The sequence below is a fragment of the Mesorhizobium sp. C089B genome (assembly GCF_030323125.1).
Classification (GTDB): domain Bacteria; phylum Pseudomonadota; class Alphaproteobacteria; order Rhizobiales; family Rhizobiaceae; genus Mesorhizobium.
On sequence record NZ_CP100469.1, the window covers coordinates 6,244,320 to 6,269,222 of the forward strand.

General features: G+C 63.5%; 25 protein-coding genes and 2 pseudogenes. 20 read left to right on the plus strand and 7 right to left on the minus strand.

Going from position 1 to position 24,903, the window contains the following annotated elements; all coding sequences use genetic code 11:
- Nucleotides 1-104: 104 nt before the first annotated feature.
- On the plus strand, nucleotides 105-653 hold the full coding sequence (locus NLY44_RS30480; protein WP_023804483.1) for a hypothetical protein: 549 nt from the start codon (nucleotides 105-107) through the stop codon (nucleotides 651-653).
- A 172-nt stretch (nucleotides 654-825) separates the two neighbouring features.
- On the opposite strand, the gene NLY44_RS33280 is transcribed toward NLY44_RS30480, so the two are convergent.
- The 3 genes from NLY44_RS33280 to NLY44_RS30495 are packed head-to-tail and all read right to left on the minus strand — an operon-like array spanning nucleotide 826 to nucleotide 2,750.
- On the minus strand, nucleotides 826-1,143 hold the full coding sequence (locus NLY44_RS33280) for a MucR family transcriptional regulator (RefSeq protein ID WP_460221787.1): 318 nt from the start codon (nucleotides 1,141-1,143) through the stop codon (nucleotides 826-828).
- 31 nt (nucleotides 1,144-1,174) lie between these two features.
- Nucleotides 1,175-1,417 carry an SDR family NAD(P)-dependent oxidoreductase gene (locus NLY44_RS30490; RefSeq protein WP_156940965.1) on the minus strand — a complete coding sequence of 81 codons (243 nt, stop codon included), beginning with the start codon at nucleotides 1,415-1,417 and terminating at the stop codon, nucleotides 1,175-1,177.
- On the minus strand, nucleotides 1,404-2,750 hold the full coding sequence (locus tag NLY44_RS30495) for a family 1 glycosylhydrolase (RefSeq protein ID WP_023804482.1): 1,347 nt from the start codon (nucleotides 2,748-2,750) through the stop codon (nucleotides 1,404-1,406). Before NLY44_RS30495 ends, NLY44_RS30490 begins: the two co-directional genes overlap by 14 nt.
- A gap of 710 nt (nucleotides 2,751-3,460) precedes the next feature.
- Between NLY44_RS30495 and NLY44_RS30500 the strand changes: the two genes are divergently transcribed.
- The 7 genes from NLY44_RS30500 to NLY44_RS30530 all read left to right on the plus strand — a co-directional run bounded on the left by NLY44_RS30500 (nucleotide 3,461) and on the right by NLY44_RS30530 (nucleotide 11,117).
- On the plus strand, nucleotides 3,461-4,675 hold the full coding sequence (locus NLY44_RS30500; protein ID WP_023732327.1) for an ROK family transcriptional regulator: 1,215 nt from the start codon (nucleotides 3,461-3,463) through the stop codon (nucleotides 4,673-4,675).
- On the plus strand, nucleotides 4,672-5,925 hold the full coding sequence (locus tag NLY44_RS30505; RefSeq protein WP_023729112.1) for a M20 family metallopeptidase: 1,254 nt from the start codon (nucleotides 4,672-4,674) through the stop codon (nucleotides 5,923-5,925). Before NLY44_RS30500 ends, NLY44_RS30505 begins: the two co-directional genes overlap by 4 nt.
- 31 nt (nucleotides 5,926-5,956) lie before the next feature.
- On the plus strand, nucleotides 5,957-7,018 hold the full coding sequence (locus NLY44_RS30510; RefSeq protein WP_023667731.1) for a substrate-binding domain-containing protein: 1,062 nt from the start codon (nucleotides 5,957-5,959) through the stop codon (nucleotides 7,016-7,018).
- Between the two features lie 68 nt (nucleotides 7,019-7,086).
- Nucleotides 7,087-8,148 (plus strand): substrate-binding domain-containing protein, encoded by a 1,062-nt coding sequence (locus NLY44_RS30515; RefSeq protein ID WP_023681811.1) that lies wholly within the window; start codon nucleotides 7,087-7,089, stop codon nucleotides 8,146-8,148.
- A gap of 35 nt (nucleotides 8,149-8,183) precedes the next feature.
- Nucleotides 8,184-9,152, plus strand: a complete 969-nt coding sequence (locus tag NLY44_RS30520; RefSeq protein ID WP_023804481.1) for an ABC transporter permease — start codon at nucleotides 8,184-8,186, stop codon at nucleotides 9,150-9,152.
- A gap of 12 nt (nucleotides 9,153-9,164) precedes the next feature.
- Nucleotides 9,165-10,364 (plus strand): alanine racemase, encoded by a 1,200-nt coding sequence (locus NLY44_RS30525; protein WP_023804480.1) that lies wholly within the window; start codon nucleotides 9,165-9,167, stop codon nucleotides 10,362-10,364.
- Nucleotides 10,365-10,373: 9 nt separating this feature from the next.
- Entirely contained in the window at nucleotides 10,374-11,117 is a 744-nt protein-coding gene (locus NLY44_RS30530) for an ATP-binding cassette domain-containing protein (protein ID WP_023686849.1), read from the plus strand.
- 23 nt (nucleotides 11,118-11,140) lie between these two features.
- Here the strand turns inward: NLY44_RS30530 and NLY44_RS30535 are convergent.
- Nucleotides 11,141-11,394: pseudogene (locus NLY44_RS30535) on the minus strand (MBL fold metallo-hydrolase); the annotation flags it as partial.
- Here NLY44_RS30535 and NLY44_RS30540 point away from each other — a divergent pair.
- The gene (locus tag NLY44_RS30540; RefSeq protein WP_280790939.1) at nucleotides 11,354-11,518 is read left to right on the plus strand and encodes a hypothetical protein; all 165 of its coding nucleotides are present in this window, start codon (nucleotides 11,354-11,356) and stop codon (nucleotides 11,516-11,518) included. The pseudogene NLY44_RS30535 and the gene NLY44_RS30540 overlap by 41 nt on opposite strands.
- Nucleotides 11,519-11,670: 152 nt before the next feature.
- Here the strand turns inward: NLY44_RS30540 and NLY44_RS30545 are convergent, their stop codons facing one another.
- Both NLY44_RS30545 and NLY44_RS30550 read right to left on the minus strand, forming a co-directional pair.
- Nucleotides 11,671-13,260 (minus strand): GMC family oxidoreductase, encoded by a 1,590-nt coding sequence (locus NLY44_RS30545; protein ID WP_023686850.1) that lies wholly within the window; start codon nucleotides 13,258-13,260, stop codon nucleotides 11,671-11,673.
- 4 nt (nucleotides 13,261-13,264) lie between these two features.
- Nucleotides 13,265-14,767 carry an aldehyde dehydrogenase family protein gene (locus NLY44_RS30550; RefSeq protein WP_156935968.1) on the minus strand — a complete coding sequence of 501 codons (1,503 nt, stop codon included), beginning with the start codon at nucleotides 14,765-14,767 and terminating at the stop codon, nucleotides 13,265-13,267.
- Nucleotides 14,768-14,973: 206 nt separating this feature from the next.
- Here NLY44_RS30550 and NLY44_RS30555 point away from each other — a divergent pair, with 206 nt between their 5' ends.
- The 10 genes from NLY44_RS30555 (at nucleotide 14,974) to NLY44_RS30600 (ending at nucleotide 23,499) form a co-directional block, all read left to right on the plus strand.
- Entirely contained in the window at nucleotides 14,974-15,867 is an 894-nt protein-coding gene (locus tag NLY44_RS30555; protein WP_023804477.1) for a hypothetical protein, read from the plus strand.
- Nucleotides 15,868-15,902: 35 nt separating this feature from the next.
- Nucleotides 15,903-16,490, plus strand: a complete 588-nt coding sequence (locus tag NLY44_RS30560) for a YceI family protein (protein ID WP_023686853.1) — start codon at nucleotides 15,903-15,905, stop codon at nucleotides 16,488-16,490.
- Between the two features lie 267 nt (nucleotides 16,491-16,757).
- Nucleotides 16,758-17,546 (plus strand): SDR family NAD(P)-dependent oxidoreductase, encoded by a 789-nt coding sequence (locus NLY44_RS30565; RefSeq protein ID WP_023804476.1) that lies wholly within the window; start codon nucleotides 16,758-16,760, stop codon nucleotides 17,544-17,546.
- Nucleotides 17,547-17,559: 13 nt separating this feature from the next.
- Entirely contained in the window at nucleotides 17,560-18,354 is a 795-nt protein-coding gene (locus tag NLY44_RS30570; protein ID WP_023686855.1) for a MoaF C-terminal domain-containing protein, read from the plus strand.
- A 17-nt stretch (nucleotides 18,355-18,371) separates the two neighbouring features.
- Nucleotides 18,372-18,761: a nuclear transport factor 2 family protein gene (locus tag NLY44_RS30575; RefSeq protein WP_023686856.1), complete on the plus strand. Its 390-nt coding sequence runs from the start codon at nucleotides 18,372-18,374 to the stop codon at nucleotides 18,759-18,761.
- A 55-nt stretch (nucleotides 18,762-18,816) separates the two neighbouring features.
- The gene (locus tag NLY44_RS30580) at nucleotides 18,817-20,025 is read left to right on the plus strand and encodes an amino acid ABC transporter substrate-binding protein (RefSeq protein WP_031202447.1); all 1,209 of its coding nucleotides are present in this window, start codon (nucleotides 18,817-18,819) and stop codon (nucleotides 20,023-20,025) included.
- Between the two features lie 142 nt (nucleotides 20,026-20,167).
- Nucleotides 20,168-20,905, plus strand: a complete 738-nt coding sequence (locus NLY44_RS30585; RefSeq protein WP_031201219.1) for an ABC transporter ATP-binding protein — start codon at nucleotides 20,168-20,170, stop codon at nucleotides 20,903-20,905.
- Between the two features lies 1 nt (nucleotide 20,906).
- Entirely contained in the window at nucleotides 20,907-21,614 is a 708-nt protein-coding gene (locus NLY44_RS30590; protein WP_245260223.1) for an ABC transporter ATP-binding protein, read from the plus strand.
- A complete protein-coding gene (locus tag NLY44_RS30595; protein ID WP_023686860.1) occupies nucleotides 21,611-22,507 on the plus strand; it encodes a branched-chain amino acid ABC transporter permease in 897 nt (298 codons plus the stop codon). Before NLY44_RS30590 ends, NLY44_RS30595 begins: the two co-directional genes overlap by 4 nt.
- Nucleotides 22,508-22,512: 5 nt before the next feature.
- Nucleotides 22,513-23,499, plus strand: coding sequence for a branched-chain amino acid ABC transporter permease (locus NLY44_RS30600; protein WP_023686861.1), 987 nt, complete (start codon nucleotides 22,513-22,515; stop codon nucleotides 23,497-23,499).
- Between the two features lie 139 nt (nucleotides 23,500-23,638).
- Here NLY44_RS30600 and NLY44_RS30605 read toward each other — a convergent pair whose 3' ends face one another.
- Nucleotides 23,639-24,589 (minus strand): helix-turn-helix domain-containing protein, encoded by a 951-nt coding sequence (locus NLY44_RS30605; RefSeq protein ID WP_023686862.1) that lies wholly within the window; start codon nucleotides 24,587-24,589, stop codon nucleotides 23,639-23,641.
- Between the two features lie 76 nt (nucleotides 24,590-24,665).
- Between NLY44_RS30605 and NLY44_RS30610 the strand changes: the two are divergent.
- A pseudogene (locus tag NLY44_RS30610) lies at nucleotides 24,666-24,898 on the plus strand (alcohol dehydrogenase catalytic domain-containing protein); the annotation flags it as partial.
- Nucleotides 24,899-24,903: the final 5 nt, after the last annotated feature.

Sequence of the window (24,903 nt, forward strand, 5' to 3'; positions counted from 1 at the left end):
CGGCCAAGCCGGCCCGGAGCGCCGCATTCACTCACATCCCTTGAACCTGAGTGCAGAGCTGCTGCATCGAAGCCATTTGAGCAGCCGAGTTCGCGCCCGAACCCGTGCTGGTGCTGGCGGTCGTATCGCCAGCTGTATTCGAGGATCCCGACGTGCCGGTGGTTGTACCCGAACCAGTGCTGTTGCTGGCCGTGGTGTTACTGCCGGTCGAACCAGAGCTGCCTGAAGTGCCGGTGGCTGTGCCAGAGTCGGTGCCGATACTCGCCGTTGTATCACTGCCGGTCGAAGCCGAGCTACCTGACGTGCCGGTCATTGTGCCAGAGCCAGTGCCGTTACTGGCCGTCATCCTCGAGCAGTCGGAGCGAACCTGTGCCTGCTGTTCAGAGCTCAGGGACGACCAGTTCTTGCGGATCTCATCCTGCGACAGAAGTCTTCCCGAATTGGCGTCGCTGAAGAATGAGCCGGAGAGCTTGCTGTCCCAGCCGCTCGGGATACCGCTTTGGCCGGAGCCGGACGTAGAGCTCATACTGGACCCGGCCGATGAGCCGGACGTTCCGTTCGTGCCGCTGGATGTTCCCGACGACTGCGCCAAGGCCGCGGTGGCGAGACAGAGAGAGATCGCTGTAGCTGTCAAAATCTTACGTTTCATGTGAGTCTCCTTTGGGGTTCGACGCCGTTGCGGCGTCGAATCCTAATCCCGAGGAAAGGCACTTGTTCCTGTAAAGAGTGGAATTCGATGTCATGATCCTTGTGCACCAGCCTTGGCCTCGAATCCGATGCCGGAGCGCTTCAACGACGACTGACGCCTCAGGCGAGAGCTGTCCGCTACTGGGTGTTAGAGGCGATATGCGGAACGCTTCCCGAATAGTTGGGTGCCACCATCGGGTAATTGCGAGGCAGGTTCCATTTGGTTCGGTAATCGTCCGGATTCATGCCCAGTCGGCAAAGGTGCGAACTGCGTCGGGTCTCGGTTAGAGACAGGAGGGTGGCCTTTGCCGCGGCGTATAGCTTGACATGCGGAGCTCGTCTCGACCGCGCACACTCAAAACGTTTACGATGACGCCGCCAGATGTCATATGAGCGAATGCCTTTCGGGCGAAATAAATTGCGCCTAGCAGGTCGACGCTCAGCACCTTCAGCCAGACCGCGCTAGTGAGCCTCAAGGGTTTAAAGATTACCAGGCCGGCGCGTTGTTGACGATTATCACCAACCTGCCGAACGCGTGAGCGCAAGTCGACAGCACCGTGATAGCGGCTCCCCGGAGCGCCCCTTGTCGAACCGCATGCGCGCCTTCTGGACCTTGCCTCCACCCACGTCGGCTCACCCGTGCACCTTCGGTGCCCAACCGCATGGCGATGGCCAGTCCAATCCCGCTTGCAGCACCGGTTACGATTGCAGTCTTGTTATCCAGGCGCATCGGGTTCGACCTCTTTCTGGGGAGCAGCAAGTGGTTCAGTCCAGCCTTCAGCGACCCGATCCACGCTCAGCAGGCTGCGTGCATAATCCTGTTGCGCGCGAACAATGGCATCGTCCTGCTGTGAGGGAAGAAAGACCGGCAAAGCAAGGCAGACACTTTGTGTGGCCAGCAGCTTGTTCCAGTTCGCGATCAGCGCCTTGAAAGCGCGCCCCACCGCCCTCGGATTTCGGTCGAGGTCATAGAGGCCGAGCGGATTGATCCGTCCGTTGTTCTCCCGAAGCGCACTGTCCCAGTCCACCTGATCCGTCAGCGAGTACCAGGTGAAGCCTACGATGGGGATGCCATCGTTGCGGATCCGCAGCACGTTGGCCCACTCTTTCCACAGCCAATAGACGGCCTCGTCTCCATTGGGGCCTTCGCTGATGTTGGTCTCCGTATGCATTACGGGAAGCCGGTAGCGGTTGAAGTACTGCCGCGTGATCTCGTCATAGCCAAACACCTCGCCGGACCTGGACGTCGTTCCGTCTGCCCAAACCCGATGTTCGTTGGTCTGGTAATAGTCGGTGCCCATCACGCAATGCCTGCGCAGATGGCTCTCCAGGAAGAAACTGTATTCTTCGGCCGTCATCCCGTTTTCGAGAAGATAGCGATAGGTGTGCGCGTCGACGTCATGACCGTAGTTGAGATCAAGCGACAGGAAACGCTCGCTGTTGAACCGTTCCGCTCTGCCGACCGCCTCGGGAGAATCGGCGTGGAAGTATTCCGAGGATTCGCTCTGTATGAAGATGGCGTCCGGCCGCACCTCGAGGATCGCCCGCATGGCAAGCACGTTCGCCTTCACGATGTGCTTGAGGGCGGTGACGAAAGCAGTGTCGCTGCTCAGTTGTTCGTTCCACCATCCCCAGCGAGCCGAAAAGGTGGCGCAGATGAACATCTCATTTATTGGGGTGAAGAGCTGGATCCACGGATAGCGCATCGCGAAATACCTGGCGTAGTGCTCGAATAGTGCCGGAAAGTCCGGGTTCTGGAAGTTGCCAACCCAGTCCGGCACGCCAAAATGGCAAAGGTCGACGATCGGAAGAATGTCTTTCGCCTTCAGGTCCGCGAAGGTCTCATCGGCGAATGCCCAATCATAACGTCCATCACCCAGCCACGTTTTGTGGATGGGAGGTCCGTAGCGGAGGAAATGCACCCCGAGATCCTGGACCAGTTCGAAGTCGGTGCGCCATCGTTCGTAGAAGCGGCATTTTTCCATTTCGTCGACGCGCTCCCGGCCTTGTCGAATGGTGGGGGTGCTGTTCTCGATGCCGGTGGCAAACATGAACGTGAACATTGATGGTCCTTAGCCAAGGCGGAGATGCCCGCGCTTGGTCAAACGTTCAGTGCTCGACGCAGTTCCTGCAAGACTGCTTGTCAAGTTCGGTAGGCGCCTGACAACCACGTGCCTGAAATTGGCGGAATTCTATCCCACGGTTCAAGCGAGCAGCTTGCGCCGAACATGGTCGGACTATGCTGGACGGAGATGTCGGCTTCGGGCCAGACCAGTTGGCGTCAAACGCGCCTTTGCAAGTGAAAGCGGTATGGTAGCTATCCACGTTTGCAAACTGCAAGCGGACGTTCCGCTGCCGGCCCCATTTGAGCCATTCACTGGGAGGCAGACCCGCGGTACATCACCAATATTCGAAGCCAATAGTTAGTCTCGTTCATCGTCCTTGGTTCGACAGACCCATACGAGAGAATACGAGAGATATGGACCGGCGAACCATCCGCTGTATTGATCTCCTGTAGAAAACAGTGACCCTCAGAGACTAACATGATCGTTATTTGTCAATGCGCTACGAAGCTGTTCGCCCAATTGATTCAAGAAGCTGATCCAGCCACTCCCTGACCGCATTTATCTTCTGCCGAACGGCAGCAACGCGCCTGAATCCTGCCTCCGGATCAATGTTCGCGTGCGCAAATACGGCCGCTCGCGAACATACATTGACAGGTCCAGTTCCGAATAATAAGTTCGGTCATAGAACGAATTAACCGGAGTTCAATGTGACTGACCTGCCGCGCATATCCCGTCAGTTCTCACAGCGCTCCGTGATGGAAGCGATCGTCCAGGGCGGGCCGATCTCCCGCGCCTCGATCGCCAAGCTGACGGGCCTGTCGAAGCAGACCATCTCCGAAATCATGCGCGGGCTCGAGCAGGAGGGCTGGGTCCAGGAAACCGGCCGCACCAGCGGCCATGTCGGGCGCACCGCCGTCACCTACGAACTGGTCCACGACGCAGCCTATATCATCGCCGTCGACCTTGGCGGTACCAAGGTGCGGGTCGCGCTGACCGACCTTGCCTGCCAGATCTTTGCCGAAGCCGCCACACCGACCGATCCGCGCGGCGGCCAGTTCGTCGTCGATCAGATTGCAGCGCTGGCCTTCGATGCCGCGGCCAGACAGCACGTCGCGCGCAAGAAGATACGCCTGGCCGTCATCGGCGCGCCTGGCGCTCCTGACCCGGCCACCGGCCGCATTCTAATGGCGCCGAACATTGCCGGCTTCGACACAATGAATGTGCTGGATGCCTTCGAAGAAGCGCTCGGCGTCGCGGTGATGATCGAGAACGACGTCAATCTCGCGGTGCTTGGCGAGAACTGGCTCGGCCAAGGTCAGGGCATCGACAATCTCGCCTACATCGCGCTCGGCACCGGCATCGGCAGCGGGCTGATGCTGGGCGGCCATCTGGTGCGGGGTGCTGGGCACGCCGCCGGCGAGATCGGTTTTATGCCGATCGGCGCCGATCCCTTCGCCGAGGAATCACTGCGCACCGGCGCATTCGAACGCGCGGTGGCCACCCACGCCATGACCGATCGCTACCACGCCCTCACCGGCAGGCAGGTCTCGGTGCCGGCAATATTCGAGAATGCCGCGCTTGGCGACAAGGACGCGCTCACCGTGCTCGACGAAACTGCCCGCCATCTGGCGCAAGGCGTTGCGGCAATCGCGGCGATCGCCAATCCAGAAAAGTTTATCCTCGGCGGCTCGATTGGGTTGCGGCCCGAAATCCTGTCCAGGGTGCAGGCGCTTCTGCCGCTATGCTTCCCCTATCCGGTCAGGGTCGAGGCGAGCGAACTCGGCGCACGCGCAGCCCTCATCGGCGCGGCGGCAATCGGCCTTGGCCAATTGCACAACACGCTGTTCGGCGTCGACGCGCCTGATGGCCGGATTTCGCTGCCGCCTGCCCAGGCCGCCGCGCTGAAGGAGGCCGCGATATGACTCACGATATTACCGCCCGCCTGCAGGCAGCGCTCGACCGTGACGACGCACTAACGCTGTTTCGCCGCGCCATCGGCCGAGAGAGCATCACCGGCAACGAAGCCAACTTCGTCGACTTCCTCGAAGCCAGGATGCGCGACCTTGACCTCAGCGGCCTGACCAGGACGGAATTCCTTCCTGGGCGGCCCAACATCTGGGGCGAGCGCAAGGGGGCCGACCAGGGAAAGCGCCTGCTGTTCATCGGCCATACCGACACCGTCCACGTCGACGGCTGGCGCGAGCATTGGGCAGGCACCGAGCGTGAGGATCCGTTCGCCGCCCCGATCATTGATGGTGCTGTCTGGGGCCGCGGCTCAGGCGACCTCAAGGCCGGCATCACCGCTTCGCTTGCTGCACTCGCGCTGCTCGAAAAGGCCGGCATTCGCCTCAAGGGGGACGTCGCCTTCGCTTTCGTCGGCGACGAGGAGAGCGGCCAGCCCGGCACCGGCATTTCCGCCGGGATCAAGCACTTCGTCGGGCGCATCGAGGCCGGCGAGATCACAGCACCCGATTTCACCGTCTATGTCGAGCCGACCCGCCTGGCCGTCTATGCGGCGCAGATCGGCTTCTTCATCACCGATATTTCGATTACCGGCAAATCCGCCTATTTCGGTGTGCCAGAACTCGGCAAGGATGCGCTCCGTGCAAGCCATGCCGCGATGACGGCGCTTTGGAAGCATTCGGATGAGGTCGCCGCGCGCGCCGAGCACAAACTGGTCGGGCGCGGCTTCCTGCTTATCACCGGGCTTGCCGGCGGCGGCTACATTGCCGTTCCCGAGCGCTGCACGCTCTCGCTGATCCGCAAGCTGTTGCCTGGCGAGGACCTCGACACCGCCGCTGCCGAGATCGAGGCTGCCGTGCGCGGCGCGATCGCCGATCCGGATATTTCGGTAGAGTTCGCCTACCCCGCCGGCCGCGACCACAGGCTGGGCGGCACCGCTGCCGAGATCGGCGAAACGCGGGCGGAAGTCGCCATGCTGTCCGACGCGATGGCTGGCGCAATGAGCGGACGCGGCGTCATCGAGGGCGCACCGTTCTGGTCGGAGTCCCCCTTCATCATCAATCAGCTCGGTATTCCTGCCGTCTATTGCGCGCCCGGCGACATCAGGAATTGCCACACATTCGAGGAGCACGTCGATGTCGAGGAATATTTCGCCGGCATAGTCGGCTTCGCCGCCTTCATGGCCCGCTATTGCGGCGTGGCCGACTGAACCACCAACGAAGCAAAATGGGAGAACTGACATGCCGATGAAGACACTGATCGCCGCCGCCTTTGCCGGCGGATTGATGCTTGCCGCCAACCCAGCTTTCGCACAGACGGTCGGCCCGCAGGGCGAGAGCGCCACGCCGAGCGCCGACGTGATCCTAAGCGATGCCGACATCGCCGCGCTCAAGGACAAGGGCTACAAGGCTGCCTTGCTCTGGCACACCTCGTCCGATTTCACCAATGCGGTAACCGCCGGCGCCACCGACGAATTCGCCCGCGCCGGCATCACCATTGCGGTCAAAACGGATGCCCAGTTCGACTCCGCCCGCCAGCGCAGCGACATCGAGACGGCGTTGGCCGCCAAGCCCAACGTCATCTTGGCGCTGCCGCTCGACCCGGTCACCTCGGCAGAAGCCTTCCGCCAGGCGGTCAAGGACGGCACCAAGCTGGTGTTCCTGTCCAACTTGCCCAAGGGCTACAAGCAGGGCACCGATTACGCTTCGATCGTGACTGACGATCTATTCCAGATGGGCAAGCAGGCTGCGGACGCGATGGCCAAGGCGATCGGCGGCAAGGGCAAGGTCGGCTACATTTTCCACGACGCTGCCTACTATGTCACCAACCAGCGCGACCAAGCCTTCAAGACCACCATCGAGAAGGTCTATCCCGACATCAAGATCGTCGCCGAACAGGGCATATCCGACCCGGCCCGCGCCGAGGAACTGGCCAACGCGATGCTTTTGCAACATCCCGATCTCGACGGCATCTACGTAACCTGGGCCGAGCCGGCCGACGGCGTGCTGTCGGCGCTACGCGGCGCCGGCAACGCCAGGACCAAGATCGTCACGCTCGACCTCGCCGAGCCGGTCGCGCTCGACATGGTCAAGGGCGGCAATGTCGCAGCCCTCGTCGCCGACAAGGCCTATGAACTCGGCCGCGCCATGGCTGCTTCCGGCATGAAGTCGCTGCTTGGCCAGCCGACACCGGCCTTCGTCGTCGCCCCGGCCCTGACCGTCACCAAGGAGAATGTCGCGCAGGGCTGGAAGGACTCGCTCAACCGCGACGCGCCGCAGCCGGTGCTCGACGCGGCCAAGTAAGGCTCTCGCTCCGGCGCGGCCCGCCGCACCGGAGCTTTTCTTCGACACAACAAAAAGGGAACCGGGACATGCGCAAAGCATCTGTAATCATAACGACAGTGGCGAGCCTGCTAGCCATGCACGCCTTCGCCGCTGAAGGCGTCACCACAGGACCGAATGGTGAAAAGCCGGTGCCGGCGAGCAGTCTTACGCTGACGCCAGCCGAAGAGCAGCAGATCAAGGACGGCAAGTTCACCGCCGCCCTCGTCTGGCACGAAATGAGCGAATACACCAACGCCGTCAACGCCGGCGCCCATGACGAATTCAAGCGCCTCGGCATCGAGGTGGTGGCGCAGACCGATGCCGGTTTCGACGCCGCGCGACAGAAGGCCGATATCGAGACGGTGATGGCCAAAAAGCCGTCGATCATCCTGTCGCTTCCCGTCGATCCGGCGACCGCAGCTTCGGTCTACGATCCGGCACGCCAGGCCGGCGTCAAGCTCGGCTTCGTCGACAATTCCCCGGCCGGCTACAAGCAGGGCAGGGACTATGTCACCATCGTCTCCGACGATCTCTTTCAGATGGGCAACAAGGCCGGCATCGCCATGGCCGAGGCGCTCGGCAAGAAGGGTAAGGTCGGCTACATCTTCCACGATGCCGACTTCTACGTCACCAACCAGCGCGACCAGGCCTTCAAGAAGACCATCGAGCAGGACTATCCCGATATGAAGATCGAGGCCGAGGCCGGCATGGCCGACCCGGCGCGTAGCGAAGACATCGCCCAGGCGATGATCACCCAGCATCCGGACCTGGACGGCATCTATGTGACCTGGGCCGAACCGGCGCTAAGCGTGCTTTCGGCCTTGCGCGGTGCCGGCAACACGCACACCAAGATTGTCACGCTCGACCTCAACGAGCCTGCCGCGCTCGACATGGTCAAGGGCGGCAACATCGCGGCCCTCGTGGCCGACGAGGCCTACAGCATTGGCGTGACGCTGGCGCGCGCCTCGGCAGGTTCTCTGGTCGGCAAGAAGGCCGAACCATTCTATGCCGTAGATTCCATCGCCGTCACCAAGGACACGGTGAAGGACGGTTGGAGGAAGTCCCTCAACAGGGACGTACCGGCGGCTATCGCGGACGCGGTGAAATAGGCTCGAGGCGAAGCGCTCACCACCGGAGGAATAAAATGTCCAGTGCCAACACCAGCGCCGGTAGCAGCTTCGCCAGCCGCTTCAATCTGCAGCAATATGTCGTCTACCTCGGTTTCCTGGCGATCTTCCTGTTCTTCGCCATTGTGCTGAGGGACAGCGGCTTCCTCACCGTGCGGAACTTATCGAACATCGTGTTGCAGACGACGCCGGTGACGATCATGGCCATCGGCCTGGTCTTCGTCATGTCGGCCGGCGAAATAGATTTGTCGATCGGCTCGATCGTGGCGGTGGCGGCCCTTGCAGCCGCCGTCACCATCAACGCGTACGGCATGCCGGCAGGGATAGTCGCCGGCCTCGGCGCCGGCCTGCTGATCGGCGTCACCAACGGCGTGCTGGTGGCGTATGTCAGGCTGCCCTCCTTCCTGGTGACGCTGGCGACGCTCGGCCTGTTCGCCGGCGTTTCGCGTTCGATGACAGACCTTCGCTCGATCTCGGTGACCAACGAAGCGTTCACCGGCTTCTTCGGTTCCGGCTCGCTGCTCGGTATCCCCTCACTCGTCTGGTGGTCGGTGATTGCCGTGGCCATCGGCCACCTGGTGTTCCGCGAAACCCGTTTCGGCGCGCATGTGCTGGCGACCGGCGACAATGCCCGCGCCGCAAGCGTATCGGGCATCAGCGTGCCCAGGATCAAGCTCGCCGTGCTGACCATCAGCGGCGGGCTCGCCGGTCTTGCCGGCTTGCTCTATGCCGGTCGCCTGCAGGCGGCGAAATATACTCTCGGCGAAACCGACCTGATGACGGTCATCGCCGCCGTCATCGTCGGCGGCACGCTGCTCAATGGCGGCAAGGGCTCCGTGGTCGGCGCGCTGGTCGGCTCGTTGATGATGGGCATGCTCAACAACGGCCTGATCCTGATGGGCCTGTCGGTCTCCGACCAGATGATCGTGCGCGGCCTCATCATCCTGACCGCAGTCGCCGTGTCGCTGCGCGAAAAGAACCGCTGAAGGAAGCCATCCATGTTTCTCGAGATTCTGCGCCGCCGCAACCCCGCCTTCATCGAATCAGCTATCCGGTTGCACCAGCAAGGTAAGCTGCCGGCCAATGCTTATGTGCTCGATCTCGACACGGTTGAGGCCAATGCGCGGGTTCTCAAGAGCGAGGCCAACCGCAACGGCCTGAAGATCTTCGCCATGACCAAGCAGGTCGGCCGCTCCTCGTCGTTCTGCCGGGCTGTGATGCGCGGCGGCATTGACCGCGCGGTCGCCGTCGACATGGCTTGCGCCCGCGCCACCCACAAGGCAGGCATGAAGCTTGGCCATCTCGGCCATCTCCAGCAGGTCGCAAAATTCGAAGCGGCGGCTGCGGCGAAAACCTTCAAGCCGGACTACTGGACCGTGTTCAACGCTACCAAGGCTGGGGAAGCGGCAACAGGCGCCAAGGCGGCCGGCTATGTGCAGGACCTGCTGGCCCGCATCACCGCCGAAGGCGATATCTTCTATCGCGGCCATGAAGGCGGTTTCAATGCCGCCGACATTGTCGATGTCGCCGACCGGCTGGATGCCGTCGAAGGCGGCCGTTTCGCCGGCATCACCACTTTCCCTGCTCTGCTGTTCGACCATGCTTCGCGAAAAGTGCTGCCGACCCCCAATCTGGCGACGCTCGCGAAAGCTGCGGAAGCGCTGGCCAAGGCAGGCCGCAAGGACATTGAGATCAACGCGCCGGGCACCACGTCGAGCGTCATGCTGGCGGCACTCGCCGAGGCCGGCGCGACGCAGTGCGAGCCCGGCAATGGACTACATGGCACCACCGCGCTGCATGTCATGGAAGATTTGCCGGAGCTGCCGGCGGTGCTCTATCTCACCGAGGTCTCGCATCTCTCCGGCGGCAAGGCCTATTGCCTTGGCGGCGGCTTCTACATCGATCCGATCTTCCCCGACTACGACGTCAAGGCGATCGTCTCGGCTGAACCGACGACGGCAGGCTCGGCACTGCGCAGCGTCGAGGTGCCGCCGCCCTCTGCGATCGACTATTACGCCATGATCGATGCCGCCGGCGCGAACGCGCCGAAGCCTGGCGACAGCGCCGTGTTCGGCTTCCGTGGCCAGGCCTTCGTCACCCGCGCCCATATTGTCGGCGTGTCGGGCATTTCGACGGACAATCCGAAAGTGGAAACCATCGAGAACGGCTTCGGTGAACCCTATGCCTGGCCAGTCTAGGAGAAACACATGACGGTGAGCGCGCCCATCCTTCAGCTGCACGACATTCGCAAGAATTTCGGCGGCATCACCGCGATCGAGAGTTTTTCGCTCGAGGTTTTCCCGGGCGAGATCGTTGCACTCGTCGGCGACAACGGCGCCGGAAAGTCGACGCTGGTCAAGATCGTCTCGGGCGTCCACCCGCCCTCGTCCGGCACCATCGTCATCGAAGGAAAACCGGTGACGATGTCGAATGCCACCATGGGGCGCGCGCACGGCATCGAGGTCGTCTACCAGGACCTGGCGCTGGCCGACCAGCAGACGGTCTACATGAACATGTTCCTCGGCCGCGAGCCGCTGAACCGCCTCGGTTTGCTCGACCGCCGCCGCATGATCGACGAGACCGAGAAACTGGTGAAGGAACTGGACGTGCGCATCCCCTCCGCCCACGCCACTATCCGCGATCTCTCCGGCGGCCAGCGCCAGGGCGTTGCGATCGCGCGCGCCACGCATTGGGCAAGCAAGCTGATCCTGCTGGATGAGCCGACGGCGGCGCTGGGCGTTGCCGAAACCGCCCGGGTGGAGGCTATCGTCCAGTCGCTGAAGCAGCGCAATGTCGGCATCCTGATCATCAGCCACAGCCTCGACCAGGTCTTCAAGCTCTCCGACCGCATCTGTGTTCTCAGGCGTGGCAAGCAGATTGGAATTCGCGAGACCGCGAAGACCGATAAGAACGAGATCATTGCCATGATCACCGGCCTGCAGCAGCAATAGCAGGAACCTCTCTGAGAGCCCCCGCCCGAGATCCGGATGTGGTCGGCGATCACGCGATCGATCAGCTTGTGCCGCGTGGTGATCGCCATCGGCCCGTCCTGGTCGTAGCTGCCTTGCCACTCCGGATGCGGCGCCAGCAGCGCTGGCACATACATCGTGTCGCCCGAAATCATGCGCTGTTCCTTGCCGTAGTTTGCGAGGTAGACCGAGTGGCCGGGCGTGTGGCCGGCGCAGCGATGATCTGGAAGCCGGGCGCGACTTCGGCGCCGTCATGGATGCTGCTGGAACTGCTGCGTCTGGTGAAGCTGCCTGCATCGCCTGAATTTCTCCAGGCGTATCCGCACCAGCTTTCTGGCGGCCAACAGCAGCGCTTTGGCATCGCTATCCCAGTCTCGATTTGATAGGACCTATGCAATGTATGGCGGCGCCGACATCACCGTGCCGCCCGGCGGCGTCAAGCTGTCCGGTTTCGGTCGCGACAAAGTCGCTGCATGCGCTGGACAGATACACCGTCTCAAAACAGCCTGGATTTCTCTGGGCTGCCCGTTTCTCGCTAAGCGCTGCCGAGGATGAAATCGGCGCACCGATCGGCGATCATGATCACCGGCGCGTTGGTGTTGCCGCTGATGAGACGCGGCATGATCGAGGCGTCGCAGATGCGTAGGCGCGGCACGCCGCGCACGCGCAATTGCGGGTCGACCACCGCCTGGTCATCGGTGCCCATCCGGCAGGTGCCGCAGGGGTGATAAACCGTCTTGGCGTGTTCGAGGATGTGGTCTGTTATGGACTGATCGGAAAGGTCGGCGGCCCCGCCCGGCGACAGCTCCTCCGCGATCACCGCCTGCAAGGCCGGCTGACGCAGGATGGTGCGGGCGATCTTCATGCCGGCGAGCAGCAGGGCAAGGTCGCCGGGATCGGTCAGAAAGCCGGTGGTGAAGCGGATCGGGTCGGCCGCGCCGCGCGACCGCAGCCTGACCATGCCGCGCGAGTTCGGCCTGAGCACACAAGGGTTGAGCTCCATGCCGTGGCGATCGATCGAGCCGTGCTCGGCGCTTTCGATCATCACCGGCAGGACGTGGAACTGGATGTCGGGCCGGCCATCGCCATCGGTGTCGAAGAAGCCGCCGCTTTCGACGACGTTGGAGGTGAGCAGGCCGCTGCGGAACAGCATGTACTGTATGCCGTGGCGCAGCGCCCGCAGGCCACGGTCCTCGCCGAGCAGCGAGATCGGCTGGCGCGTCAGCGCATAGACGGGGGCGGCGACATGGTCCTGCAGGTCGCGGCCGACCGAAGGCATGTCGCGGATGACCGGAATGCCAAGCCCGGCCAGATGTTCGGCGGGTCCCAGTCCCGACAGCATCATCAATTTCGGCGTTGCCAGCGCGCCCGAGGTCAGGATCACCTCGGCCTTTGCCGTCGCCGCGTGGTTCCGGCCATCCGAAGTGGTGTAGGCAACGCCGCTCGCCGCGCCGTTTTCCAGCGTCACGCCGGTGACCAGCGCATCGGTGACGACGGTGAGATTGGTATTGCCGGCCAGCGGCTTGAGGAACACTTTTGCCGCCGACTGGCGTTCGCCATTCGATGTAGTCGTCTGGTAGAAGCCGACGCCCTCCTGCCCGGCGCCGTTGAAGTCGTCATTGTAGCGGAAGCCGGCCTGTTGCGCCGCCTTGACATAGGCCATGGACAACGGATGGCGGTAGCGCGGATCGGAGACCGGGAGCGGTCCCTCGGTGCCGTGGCGTTCGCCGGCGAGGCGCTCGTTGCGCTCAAGCCGCCGGAACACCGGCAGCACCTCGTCCCAGCCCCAGCCGGGGCAGCCGAGGTCGCGCCAGCCATCATAATCCTGCGGCTGGCCCCTGACATAGAGCATGGCATTGATCGAAGAGCCGCCGCCCAGTGTGCGGCCCTGCGGCACCGGCAGCCGGCGTCCGCCGACGCTCGGTTCCGGCTCGGATTCGTAGATCCAGCTGCGCGCCGTGCCGATCACCTTGGCGAAGGTGGCGGGCATGTCGATGAGCCTGGTGTTGTCGGCCGGCCCGGCCTCGACGAGGAGCACGCGCTTGCCTGATCCGACCAGCCGGTTGGCCAGCGTGCAGCCGGCCGATCCGGCGCCGGCGATGATGTAGTCGTATTCGGCGCTCATCGTGTCAGGCGTAGCGCATGATGACGGTCTTGGTCTCGAGATAGCCTTCGATCGCGGCGCGGCCATGTTCGCGGCCGATGCCGGACTGCTTGAAGCCGCCGAACGGTGCGGCGGGGTCGAGCGTGTTGTGCGAATTGACCCACACGGTGCCGGCCTTTAGGCTGTGGATGGCGGTCATCGCCTTGCCCAGGTCGCGGGTCCAGATCGAGGCTGAGAGACCATAGCGCGTGTCGTTGGCGATGCGGATCGCCTCGTCGAGGTCGGCGACTGGCATTGCCGCCACCACCGGCCCGAACACCTCCTCGCGCACGATCTCCATGTCGGGGCGGACATTGTGCAGGATGGTCGGTGCCACGTAATGCCCCCTGGCCGGCACCGGCCGCGCACCGCTGACCCGCTCGCCGCCGGCGGCGAGCCCGCGTTCGACGAAGCCCTCGACGCTTTTCCGGTGCTTGGCCGAGACCAGCGGATTGATTTGCGCTTCGGCATCGCGGCCGGCGCCCAGCGTCATGCCGTCGGCGATTTCGGCCAGCCTTGCCAGCGTGCGGTCGTAGATCGATTTCTCGATCAAGAGCCGCGAAGCCGAGGTGCAGACCTGGCCCTGGTTGAAGAACATGCCAAGCCCGGCGACCAGCGGCTCGATGCCTTCCTCCATGTCGGCAAGCAGGATCATCGGCGATTTCGAGCCGAGCTCCAGCGTGAAGCGGGCGACACGGTCGACCGCCGCATGGCCGACGCGTTTGCCGACTTCCGTCGAGCCGGTGAAGGTCAGCTTGTCGATGCCGGGATGGCGGATCAGCGCTTCGCCGGTGACGCTGCCGCTGCCAGTGACGATGTTGACGACGCCCGGCGGGAAGCCAACGGCTTCGATCAGTTCGGCGAGCCTGAGCAGGCCTAGTGGCGTTTCCTGCGGCGGCTTCAGCACCACGGTGCAGCCGCAAGCGAGCGCCGGCGCGATCTTCCACATTCCGATCAGCAGCGGGAAATTCCACGGCACTATGGCGCCGACGACGCCGACCGGCTCCATCACCGTCATCGCCTGGTGTCTGGCGCCCGGCGGCACGGGGATGGACACCTGGAAGGTCGAGCCCTCGATCTTGGTCGCCCAGCCGGCATAGTAGCGCAGCCAGTCGACGGTGCCGCCGGCGCTGAGCATACGGGCGACGCCGAGCGACTTGCCGTTCTCGATGCTTTCGATCTCGGCCAGAAGGTCGGCGTCGGCCTCGACCGCGTCGGCGAGTTTCAGCATCAGGTTCTGGCGATCGACCGGCGGCATCGACGCCCAGGGGCCTTCAAGGGCGGCACGCGCAGCGCGCACCGCCTGGTCGACCAGTTCGGGGCCGCTCTCGGGAACGTGGGCGACGATCTCGCCGGAGGCGGAGTCGTCGACGGGGAGGTCGTTACCGGCAAGGCCGTCAACAAAGCGGCCATTGATGAAGGGCCGGTGCGAACGCGCAAGGAACGCGGCGGCGGCTGGGCTGATCGGCGGCACCATTCTCTCGTTCATGCCATCCTCCTCGATGCTGACGGACACAGTGCGCAGAGGGTTAGGGAGCGTGCCAGCCGGCTTCAAGCCGCCGGAAGCGCGAGTGCGCTCTCAGTCAAAACAAAGTTCCCGCTCGGACAAGACGCAGCGCGACTGGCCGGCCAAGATCAGAGCTGCATCGGGCCGCACGTTTTGCACGGCCGCCGATGCCGGAGGGGTGTCGGCCATTGAGCGCATTGCTGGGCAATCCGATGGTCACCACGGCGGCGCTGCCGCTTGTGCTCGGCATGGCGATGGCGTTGCTGGAACGATTTGCGCTGCCGGCATCCTCGCTGGCGCTCTCGTTAATCTGGGCCGCGTTGCTGCTGTTCTTCTACTGGGACACGCTTGGCCCGCCGGTCGTGCCGCCCGTCGCCGCCAGCCAGAAGCTGATCTATCTCGCTGTTGCCGCTATTCTCATCGGGCTGTTGCCCGAGCGCCTGTTGAGCACCCCGGGCGTGCTGGTCGCCGCGGCCCTTGCGGCGGCGCTGTTGTGGCTCGGCTGGCGCCGCCTTGCCGGCGGTTCGCTCGATCCTCAGATGATCGCAGCCCTCGTCACCGGCCTTCTCGCAACCGTCGGCGTCGCGATGCTGCTGTCCCTGAAGGCTTTGCCGTCCCCGCCGGTGGAGGATCCGTTCCTGGCACCCGCGGCCATGCTCGCCATGTGCCTGGCCGGCGCCATCATCTCGGTGCTTGGCGCGTCGATCGTCACCGGGCAGTTGCTGGGATCGCTGGCCGCGCTCGCCGGCGGCTGGTGCCTCGTCCAGTACATCGCGGTCCTGCGCGGCGGCACGGCGGCCGCCTGGAGCAAGGGCGCCGAGATGATCCTCGTCTACGCCGCGGCCACGGTGCTGATCCAGATGGCGCTGCTGGCGCCTAAGGCCAATCCGGTCGCGCTGGTGCTTTCGCCCTTGCCGCTGATCGTGGCTGCCCTGGTGCCCGGTCCGCTGCGGCGCCTTGTTCCCGGCATCAGGCCGTTGCGGCCGCTGGTTGCCGGTCTGCTGATCGCCATCCCGGCGATGCTGGCCATCCTGACGGCGATCGTTCGGGCGCCGCACGGAGCCGCGCTTGGCTTTTCCTGAGCCAAGAGATGACAACCAACAATGGGGAGAGATACGTGACAATAGGAAAACTGACGGCCGCGCTGGCCTTTGCCTCGACGTGCGCGTTCGCATCGGCCGCGCACGCCGAAAACTACGAGATCGATGGCCAGCACGCCTGGGTTACCTTCACCATCAAGCACGGCATCTATGGCATCGCGCATGGCCAGTTCGATGCCGTGAAGGGCGCCATCGTCATGGACAAGGCCGATCCGTCGAAGAGCAGCGTAAAGGCCGAGCTCGACGTCGGCTCGGTGCACACCGCCTATGACCAGCGCGACAGCGACCTGAAAGGCCCGGACTTCTTCAACGCCGCCGAATTCCCGGCGATTTCGTTCGAGAGCAGCAAGGTCGAGAAGGTCAGCGACAAGACCGGCAAGGTCACGGGCAATCTCACCATCAGCGGTGTGTCCAAGGAGATCACGCTCGACGTGACGCTGGTCAATGAGGCGCCGGCGCCGTGGGATGCGACGCTGACCAAGGCAGCGTTCACCGCCACGGGAAAAGTCAGCACCGCGGACTTCCCGATGGCCAAGGCTGCCGCCGGCTTCGGCCTCGGCCCGGATGTCGACATCGTCATCGATCTCGAAGCGGTGAAGAAATAGGCTGCTTTCTTTGTTTGGCGCAATTCCCCAGGGGAAGCGCTACGCACTTTCCCCGGGAAAACCGCTTCACACTTTCCTGGAATTGCTCTTGCGGGGGTGGCGGCTGCCGCGCGGCCGAGAGGTCGCGCGGCTTCAACGGACGAGGCGCGAAGTGCGCGCTCAGTCAAAACAAAGTTCCCGCTTGGACAAGACGCGAAACGGCTGATGCCGCACTATGCCCAGCGAAGATCGGCGCATAGCCGGCACAGCACCAATCGGGATGGAACCATGCGATTTTCCGGAAAGACGGCTTTCATCACCGGCGGCGGCACCGGCATTGGTGCCGCGGTCGCAAGGCGCATGGCGGCGGACGGCGCCAAGGTGGTGCTGATGGGCCGGCGGCGCGAGCCGCTGGAGGCCGTCACCAGGGATATTGGCGGTCTGGTGGTGCAGGGCGATGCCGCCGATCCGAAGGCGGTGCGTGCAGCGCTTGCCGAAGTGCATGAAAAAATCGGACCGGTCGATATCCTCGTCGCCAATGCCGGCGGCCATGGTGTCGGCCCGACGATTTCGATGAGCGACGAAACCTGGAGCCTGGCGACGCGCACCAATCTCGACACCGCTTTCGTTTGCGCCCGCGAATGCCTGCCGGACCTGATCGCGCGGAAGGGCAACATCGTCGTCGTTGCCTCGATCGCCGGGCTGTTTGCCGGCCCGGACGCTGCCGGCTACGTCACCATGAAGCATGCCTGCATCGGCTTCGGCAAATCGTTGGCGCGCGACTATGGCCGCAAGGGCGTGCGCACCAATATCATCTGCCCGGGCTGGGTCTCAACCGACATGGCCGACGAGCAGATGGCGCTGATCGTCGAGAAACACGGACTTGGCTCGACCGACGAGGCCTACCGTCTGGTGACCAAGGATGTGCCGCTCAGCCGTCCGGCGACACCGGAAGAGGTTTCCAACGTTATCTGCTTCGTCGCTTCGAGCGAGGCGGCCATGATGAACGGTTCGATCCTGACCGTCGACGGCGGCGCTACCGTCGTCGACCTGCCGACATTAGCTTTTGTCGATTGATTGGGAGAGTGCGATGAAGGACCAGAACAGGCCGGCGGACTGGAAGCATTTCGATGATTTCGCCGCCGGCATCGCCACCAACCGGCTGGCGACGACGTCAGCGTTGCGCGGCCAGACCTTCAAGATCACGCTGGACACCGGGCGCACAATCGACCTTGCCTTCACGTCGGCCGACACGGTGGCGTGGAGCGAGGGTAGCGAGGCGGGGGCGGACTGGTACGAGGCGCTCGAAGTCGCCGCTAACGTGTTCTTCATCAACATGACTTTCGCCGCCCGGCCGACCGAGGATGAGGCCTACGTCGTGAACACCAGCACGCGCCGGGTGCTGTCGGTGCGCGAACGGGTGCGTGAAGAAGGCGAAGCGCCCGGCGAGCCGCTCGTCGCGCAGACCTGGTCGGCCGGCGTACTCGGGGATCCCGGCAAGGCGCCGACCGGTATCAAGCCGGCGCCGAGCCGGGACCTGGTCGGGCTCACCGCGCACTACACCTACAGCCCCAACCACGTCTACGAGCACATCTATCTGAGCTCCGAGCGTTATGGCTGGCAGAACCTCGTCGGCATCCAGCGTGGCCATGGCGACGTCGACCTCGCGACCACCTGGAAGTTTGCAGACAACCAATATGTGTTCGGCTTTCGCGAGTTCATCATCCCGGTCGCCTCGCTGTTCTTCTACAATTGGGACGTCATGCGCTCGACCGGGAAATTCCTCGGCGTGACCAGCCTGGGCAAGGTCGAGAACAAGCCGGCAGGCGCTCACATCGAGAAGAAATCCAGAACCGTCTATGACGAAGGCAAGGCGCCGGTCTGACCGTGCGGGAGAACGCGATGAACAAGAACTACGAAGCTATCAAGGCTCATTACGCCGGCTCCGATGCCAAGGATTTGGCCGCGATGATGGCGCCGATCACCAGCCGCACCGCCTGGACCGAAATGGCGGGCTTCCCCTATGCCGGCACCTATGTCGGCCCCGACGCCATCATAGCGGGGGTCTTCAAGCGCATCGGCGAGGAGTGGGACGGCTACGCGCTGAAGCTCGAAAGACTGGTCGATGGCGGCGCCACAATCGTCGGCATCGGCACCTATTCGGGCACCTACAGGAAGACCGGCAAGCCAATGTCCGCGCGCGTCGTCCATGTCTGGGAGATGGACGACGGTAAAGCCGTGAGTTTCGAGCAATTCACCGACACCAGACTGGTCGCGGCAGCGACGGTCTGAGGCATGCGGGCGGGCGCCGATGCGTCTGGCCGATGAAACAACCTGGGAGGATGCAATGGGAAAAAATCTGAAGGCAATTCTGGCGGGCCTGGTGCTGGCGACCGCACTTGCGGCCGGCGTCACAGGGGTCGCGAATGCCGCCGGCGATGAGATCGTCATCGGCGCGCCGATCTCCTTGACCGGGCCGCTGGCCGGCGACGGCAAGGAGCAGAAATGGGCCTATGAGCAAGCGGTGGCCGATATCAACAAGGCTGGCGGCATCATGCTCATGTCGGCCGGCAAGAAGCTGCCGGTGCGCCTCGTCGTCGCCGACGACGAAAGCTCGGAAGGCAAGGTCGCCTCGGCGCTGGAAAACCTGATCAAGGTGCAGAAGGTCGACGCGCTGCTATCGACCCATTCCGGGCCGATGAACATCGCCGGCGCCATCGTCGCCGAGAAATACAAGAAGTTCTACATGATCACGACGGCGTTCCCGTTCGAGTGGCAGCCGTTGAAGCTCAAATATTCGGCCCTCTTCTTCTTCCACCCGGGGCCGGGCGCCGAAGTGCCGTTCGAGATCTGGAACAAGCTGCCGGCCAATGAGAAGCCGAAGAACCCGGCTCTTGTCACCGAGGATTCGCCCGACGGCAAGGGCTTTGGCGGCGCCTTCGAGGCGGCTGCGAAGAAATATGGTTACACTTTCGCCGTGGACGATCCCTGGGCGATCGGGGCCACCGACTACTCGGCACTGATCACCAAGCTCAAGGCCGCCAACGTCGACGCCATGCTGGTGTTCGGCTCGCCGGCCGACACCGTGACGCTGCTGCGCCAGATGAAGGAGCTCGGCTTCTCCGTGCCCTATCTGCATGGCTGGAAGGGCACCTGGACGGGCGAGTTCCACGAAGCGCTCGGAGCGGATTCAGACTACATCATGACTGACGGTTTCTGGTCGTCGAGCTATCCCTATCGAGGCGCCAAGGAACTCGGAGATCGCTACGAGGCCGAATTCAAGAAGGACTCCGTCACAGTCGGCGCCTTCTACGCTAATGCGCAGGTGCTGGCGCAGGCGATCGAAAAGGCGGGAACCACCGATGCCGCCGCGCTGCATGACGTGATCTTCAACCAGGAATTCAAGGACACCGTCGTCGGCGATCTCAAATTCGACCAGACAGGCTTTGCCCTGATCCCCAGCGTTGCCACGCAATGGTGGCAAGGCAAGCACCAGCTAATCTTCCCTAATGGCAACTGGACCTACAAGCCGGCCCCGGCCTGGGACAAGCGCTGAGCGGCGAGGGCACGGGCTCCGACATTGCCGCCTGCCCCTTCTCCCCCGTCCTACGCGGGGAGAAGGGTCGCGGGGCGACGAGGGCGGCGCTGACCTCGACAGATTGCATGGACAGCTTCCCCTGGAGAAACGGAAACACACGATGCAGCCTGACGAAACCTTGCTTCGCCTCGAGGCAATCCAGAAGCGGTTCGGCGGGCTTGTCGTGCTCAACAACATCGACATCGCCGTCGGACCCAATGAGCTGATCGGCCTGATCGGTCCCAACGGCGCCGGCAAGTCGACACTGTTCAACGTAATTACCGCGCTCTACACCCCAACCCAGGGCCGTATCCGCTTCCGTGGCGAGGACATCACCGGCACGGCCCCGCATCGAATCTGTCGGCTCGGCATTGCCCGCACTTTCCAGCTGGTGCGCACGTTCCTGACCATGACCGCCTTCGAGAACGTCATGGTTGGCGCCGTCTATGGCTCCGGCGGCCGGGTCAAGCATGCGGCGGCAGCCGCCGAGGAGGCCCTTGAACTGGTCGGGCTGACTGGCAAGCGCGATATCCGCACTGCACACATGACGCTGTCGGACCGGCGACTGCTGGAGATCGCGCGAGCCGTTGCCTCCCGCCCGGGGCTGCTGTTGCTGGACGAGCCGATGGCGGGGCTGAATCCGACCGAGATCCAGCGCATGGTCGATGTCATTCGCCGCGTGCGCACAGACAAGGGGGTCTCGATCCTGTGGGTAGAGCACAAGGTCGATGCCATCATGAAGGTGTGCAGCCGGGTAATCGTGCTGGACCATGGCGAGAAGATCGCCGACGGCACGCCGCGCGAGATCGTTGCCAACCGCAAAGTGATAGAGGCCTATCTTGGCGAACCGGCTGCTTGAAGTGAACAACGTGGAAGTCGCCTATGGCGACGTCGGCGCGTTGTGGGGCGTGTCGATCCACGTCGAGCCCGGCAGCATCGTCGCCATTGTCGGCGCCAACGGCGCGGGAAAGACGACGCTGCTGAAGACCATCTCCGGTCTGCTGAAGCCGAAGCGCGGCGAGATCTTCCTCTCTGGCGCGCTGCTGGCCGGCAAGGCGCCGGAGGAGATCGCGACGATGGGCATCGCGCATGTGCCGGAAGGGCGCGGCCTGTTCCGGCAGATGACGGTGCTGGAAAACCTCGAACTCGGCGCCTTCCAACCCAAAGTTCGGAAGCGCTTCAAGCAGTCGCTGGAGAAAGCTTACACGCTGTTTCCGCGGCTAAAGGAGCGGGCAGGGCAGAAGGCCGGTTCGCTCTCCGGCGGCGAGCAGCAGATGCTGGCCATCGCGCGCGCCACCATGTCGGACCCGTCGCTGCTGATTCTCGATGAACCGTCGTTGGGGCTGAGCCCGATCGTGGTGCAGCAGATGTTCGCTCTGATCGAGACCTTGCACAAGCAGGGCGTCACCATCCTCTTGGTCGAGCAGAATATCCATCAGGCACTGAAGGTCGCCGACTACGCCTTTGTGCTGAAAACCGGCGAGCTTGCCATGCAAGGCACCGGTGCCGAGCTCATCGCCGATCCCGAAATCCAGAAGGCCTATATGGGCGTATTGGAGGTGCAATGATGCAGAACATTCCGCCTCCCGAAATCCTGCTGCAACTGTCGCTCAACGGCGCGCTGGGTGGCGCCATGTACGGCGTTGCGGCGGTGGGCCTCAGCCTCATCTTCGGCACCATGCGGCTGATCTTTCTGGCGCAGGGCGCGATGATCATCCTGTCCGCCTATTTCGTACGAGCGCTGTTCTACGGCGTCGGCATCGACCCTTTCGTGTCGCTGCTGATCGTCGTGCCCGTCGGGCTCGTTGTCGGCTGGCTGGTCTACCAAGGCCTGTTTCGCCGCGCGGCGGCAGCGGAGGACCGCAACATCTCGCTCTTGATCGCGGTCGGTCTGATGTTCCTGATCCAGAACCTGATGACGGTTATCTGGGGCGGCAACACCGCGGCAATCGTCACCTCCTACACGGCGAGCGGCATCGAGATTTTGGGCGTGCGCACCTCCTTCACCCGTTCGATGGGCTTCGTGATTGCGCTCGCCGGTACCGGCCTGGTGGTGCTGTTCCTGCGCAAGACATTGGTCGGTAAGGCGGTGCGCGCGGCCTCCGAGGACATTGAGGCGGCGACTCTGATGGGCATCAGCCCGCACCGCGTCAACGCCATCGCCTTCGCGATCGGCATAGCGCTTGCCGGAGCGGCCGGGGTCGCGGTGGCGACGACATTCCCGTTCAATCCGTTCGCCGGCTTCATCTTCAGCCTCAAGGCGCTGGTGGCGCTGGCGCTGGGCGGGATCGGCAATGTCGCGGGCGCACTTGCCGGCGGCATCATCCTCGGTTTGATCGAAGCCTATGTGCAGTATTTCATCTCGGGCGGCTGGACCAACGCCATCGCCTACGGCGTGTTCCTGGCGGTGCTCATGTTCAAGCCGGAAGGCCTGTTCAGCCGGCCCTACAAGAAGGCTTGAGCGTCATGATCAAGAAAGCCTTGCCGAAACAATTCTGGATTGGGATCGCAATTGCTGTGGTCGCAGCCCTCGCGCTGGTGCCGCTCGTGCCCGGCGCGATCGATTCTTATGCCTTTTCGCTCCTGTTCTTCGTTTTCATCTACGCCACCATGGCGCAAGGCTGGAACCTCGTTGCCGGCTTCGGCGGCCAGATCAGCCTCGGTAACCATGCCTTCTTCGGGCTCGGCGCCTACACCACCGCCATCCTGTGGAGCGGCAATTATCTCTGGGGCTCGTTCTATGACGCTTATCCGCGGATCTACTATTTCGACCCGGCGACGATGATGCTGGGCGGACTGGTCGCGGCCGTCGCCGCCATCATCATCGGCCTGCCGTTGCTGTCAAAGCTGCGCGGCGACTATTTCGCGCTCGGCACGCTCGGCTTCGGCGAGATCGTCAAGGTGATGTTCATCAATGGCGGTGATTTCACCGGCGGCGCCTTCGGCGTCGTGGCGCCCGCCGGCACCTTCGATACGCTCTTGCCGCACTATCTGGTCGGGCTCGGCCTGATGGTGGGCACGGCGCTTGCCATCCGCTTGCTGATGCGCTCGCGCTACGGCCTGGCGCTAGTCGCCGTTCGCGACGACGAGATGGCGGCATCGGCCAACGGCATTGACACGCTAAGGGTCAAGGTCGCCGCCTTTGCTGGCAGCGCCTTTATCGCCGGCGTCGCCGGCAGCCTGTACACCTACTACATCTTCCATGTCGGCCCGGACTCCGTCTTTGACCTTGACTGGATGCTTTTGCCGCTGATGATGACGGTGGTCGGCGGCACCGGCACGGTGCTCGGCCCGATCCTCGGTGCCTTCGTCATGTACGCGGTGTTCGACCTGGCGCGCATAGTGGTGCCGGATTACCACCCGGTGATTTCGGGTCTGACCATCATCTTGGCGATGCTGTTCTTGCCGAAGGGGCTGATGCGAAGTTTTGCGGGCCGGGCGCGGACGGCTTGAGGCCTGAGTATAGCCCTATTGAGACGTAAGCGCTGCAGGTCGGGAGTGAGAGTCCTCGAGAAGGTGAGATAGAATGTGCCCGTATGTGGGTGCAAAACAATTTGCTGTGTCCGATAAAGGTACGGCTAGCAGCACCTTCCTAATGCACCACCACCATTCGCACTCGCTCCCGCAAGTCTCTCGGCGTAACATCATACTTGCTTCTGAACGCCCGCGAAAAATGTGCGCTAGAATTGAACCCGCAGGCAAACGCGACTTCCGAGATGGAGGCTGAGGCGCGGGCGGGCGACAGCAGCTCCTCCTTGCTGCGCTCCAGCCGCCTATCCCACACGAATCGCTCCAGTGTGGTGCCTTCGCCTTCGAAGGCGCGGTGCAGATAGCGGCGGGAGCAGCCCATGTGGCGGGCTATGTCCTCGGCCGACAGGTTTGAACGCGCCAAGTTGGCGTCGATATAGGCGACGATGCGTTCACGCAGCGCTTCCAGCGGCGAGCGGCGGAACTCCGGTGCCGTCGGCCTTGCCTGGATGAGTCCGTTGACGAGTTGTATAAGGCTTTCTCCGACACGGCGGCAATTGGCCTCGTCGAGCTTGTGCGCGGTGCCGATCGCCATCTGCATCAGACCGGAAACGATATGGGTGAGGCTATCGTCGTTGCCAGGCAACGGCACCGGCGCCGAGAGACGCGTCAACGTCCCGTCGCCGAAAGTCGAGCGCGGCACCTGCAGGATGAGTTGGTCGACATCCGACAGGTTTTGCAGCGAATAGCTGCGCATTGGATCATAGATGATCGCAGCGCGTGGGCCGAGATCGACCGCGACCTCCTTCTGCTCGAATCGGCTGCGGCCGCTGAGCTGCATCAGGATCTTGATCGCATCGGGATCGAAGCTACGCCAGAAGGTGCGGTCGCTGACGACGAGATGCGACTTGGCCTTGATCTCGGAGAGCCGGCAGGAGCCGAGATGCACGGACACGAGCTTCGGCAGCGACGGCGCTTCGCCGCGCGAGAAACGCTGGGTGATCGGGCCGAACAGCATCCGCGACGCGGATAGGAAAGCCTCGCCATCGGCGACGCTCACGTGGTGGGCGGTCATAGTCTCCTCCACATTCTCACTGTTCCCGTCTTGTCGCGGGATTGTGACGCTGCGGCAGCGCCGCGCCATCCTTAACATGATAAGCATCTTTGCCGCAACGGCGGAGGTGCTCCACGCCGCGCCGCCCGGCCAGCCGGGAGCCGGATGGGCGCTGGTCAGCATCAGCCATGTCGGACTCTGTGGGACCGACTACCATATTTTTGAAGGCAAGCTCCCTTCCTGGCCTATCCGCGCATCATGGGGCATGAACTCTCGGGCACCGTGACCGCGGTCGGTGAGGGCGTCGCCATCGAGTTCGGTGAGCGGGTCGAAGC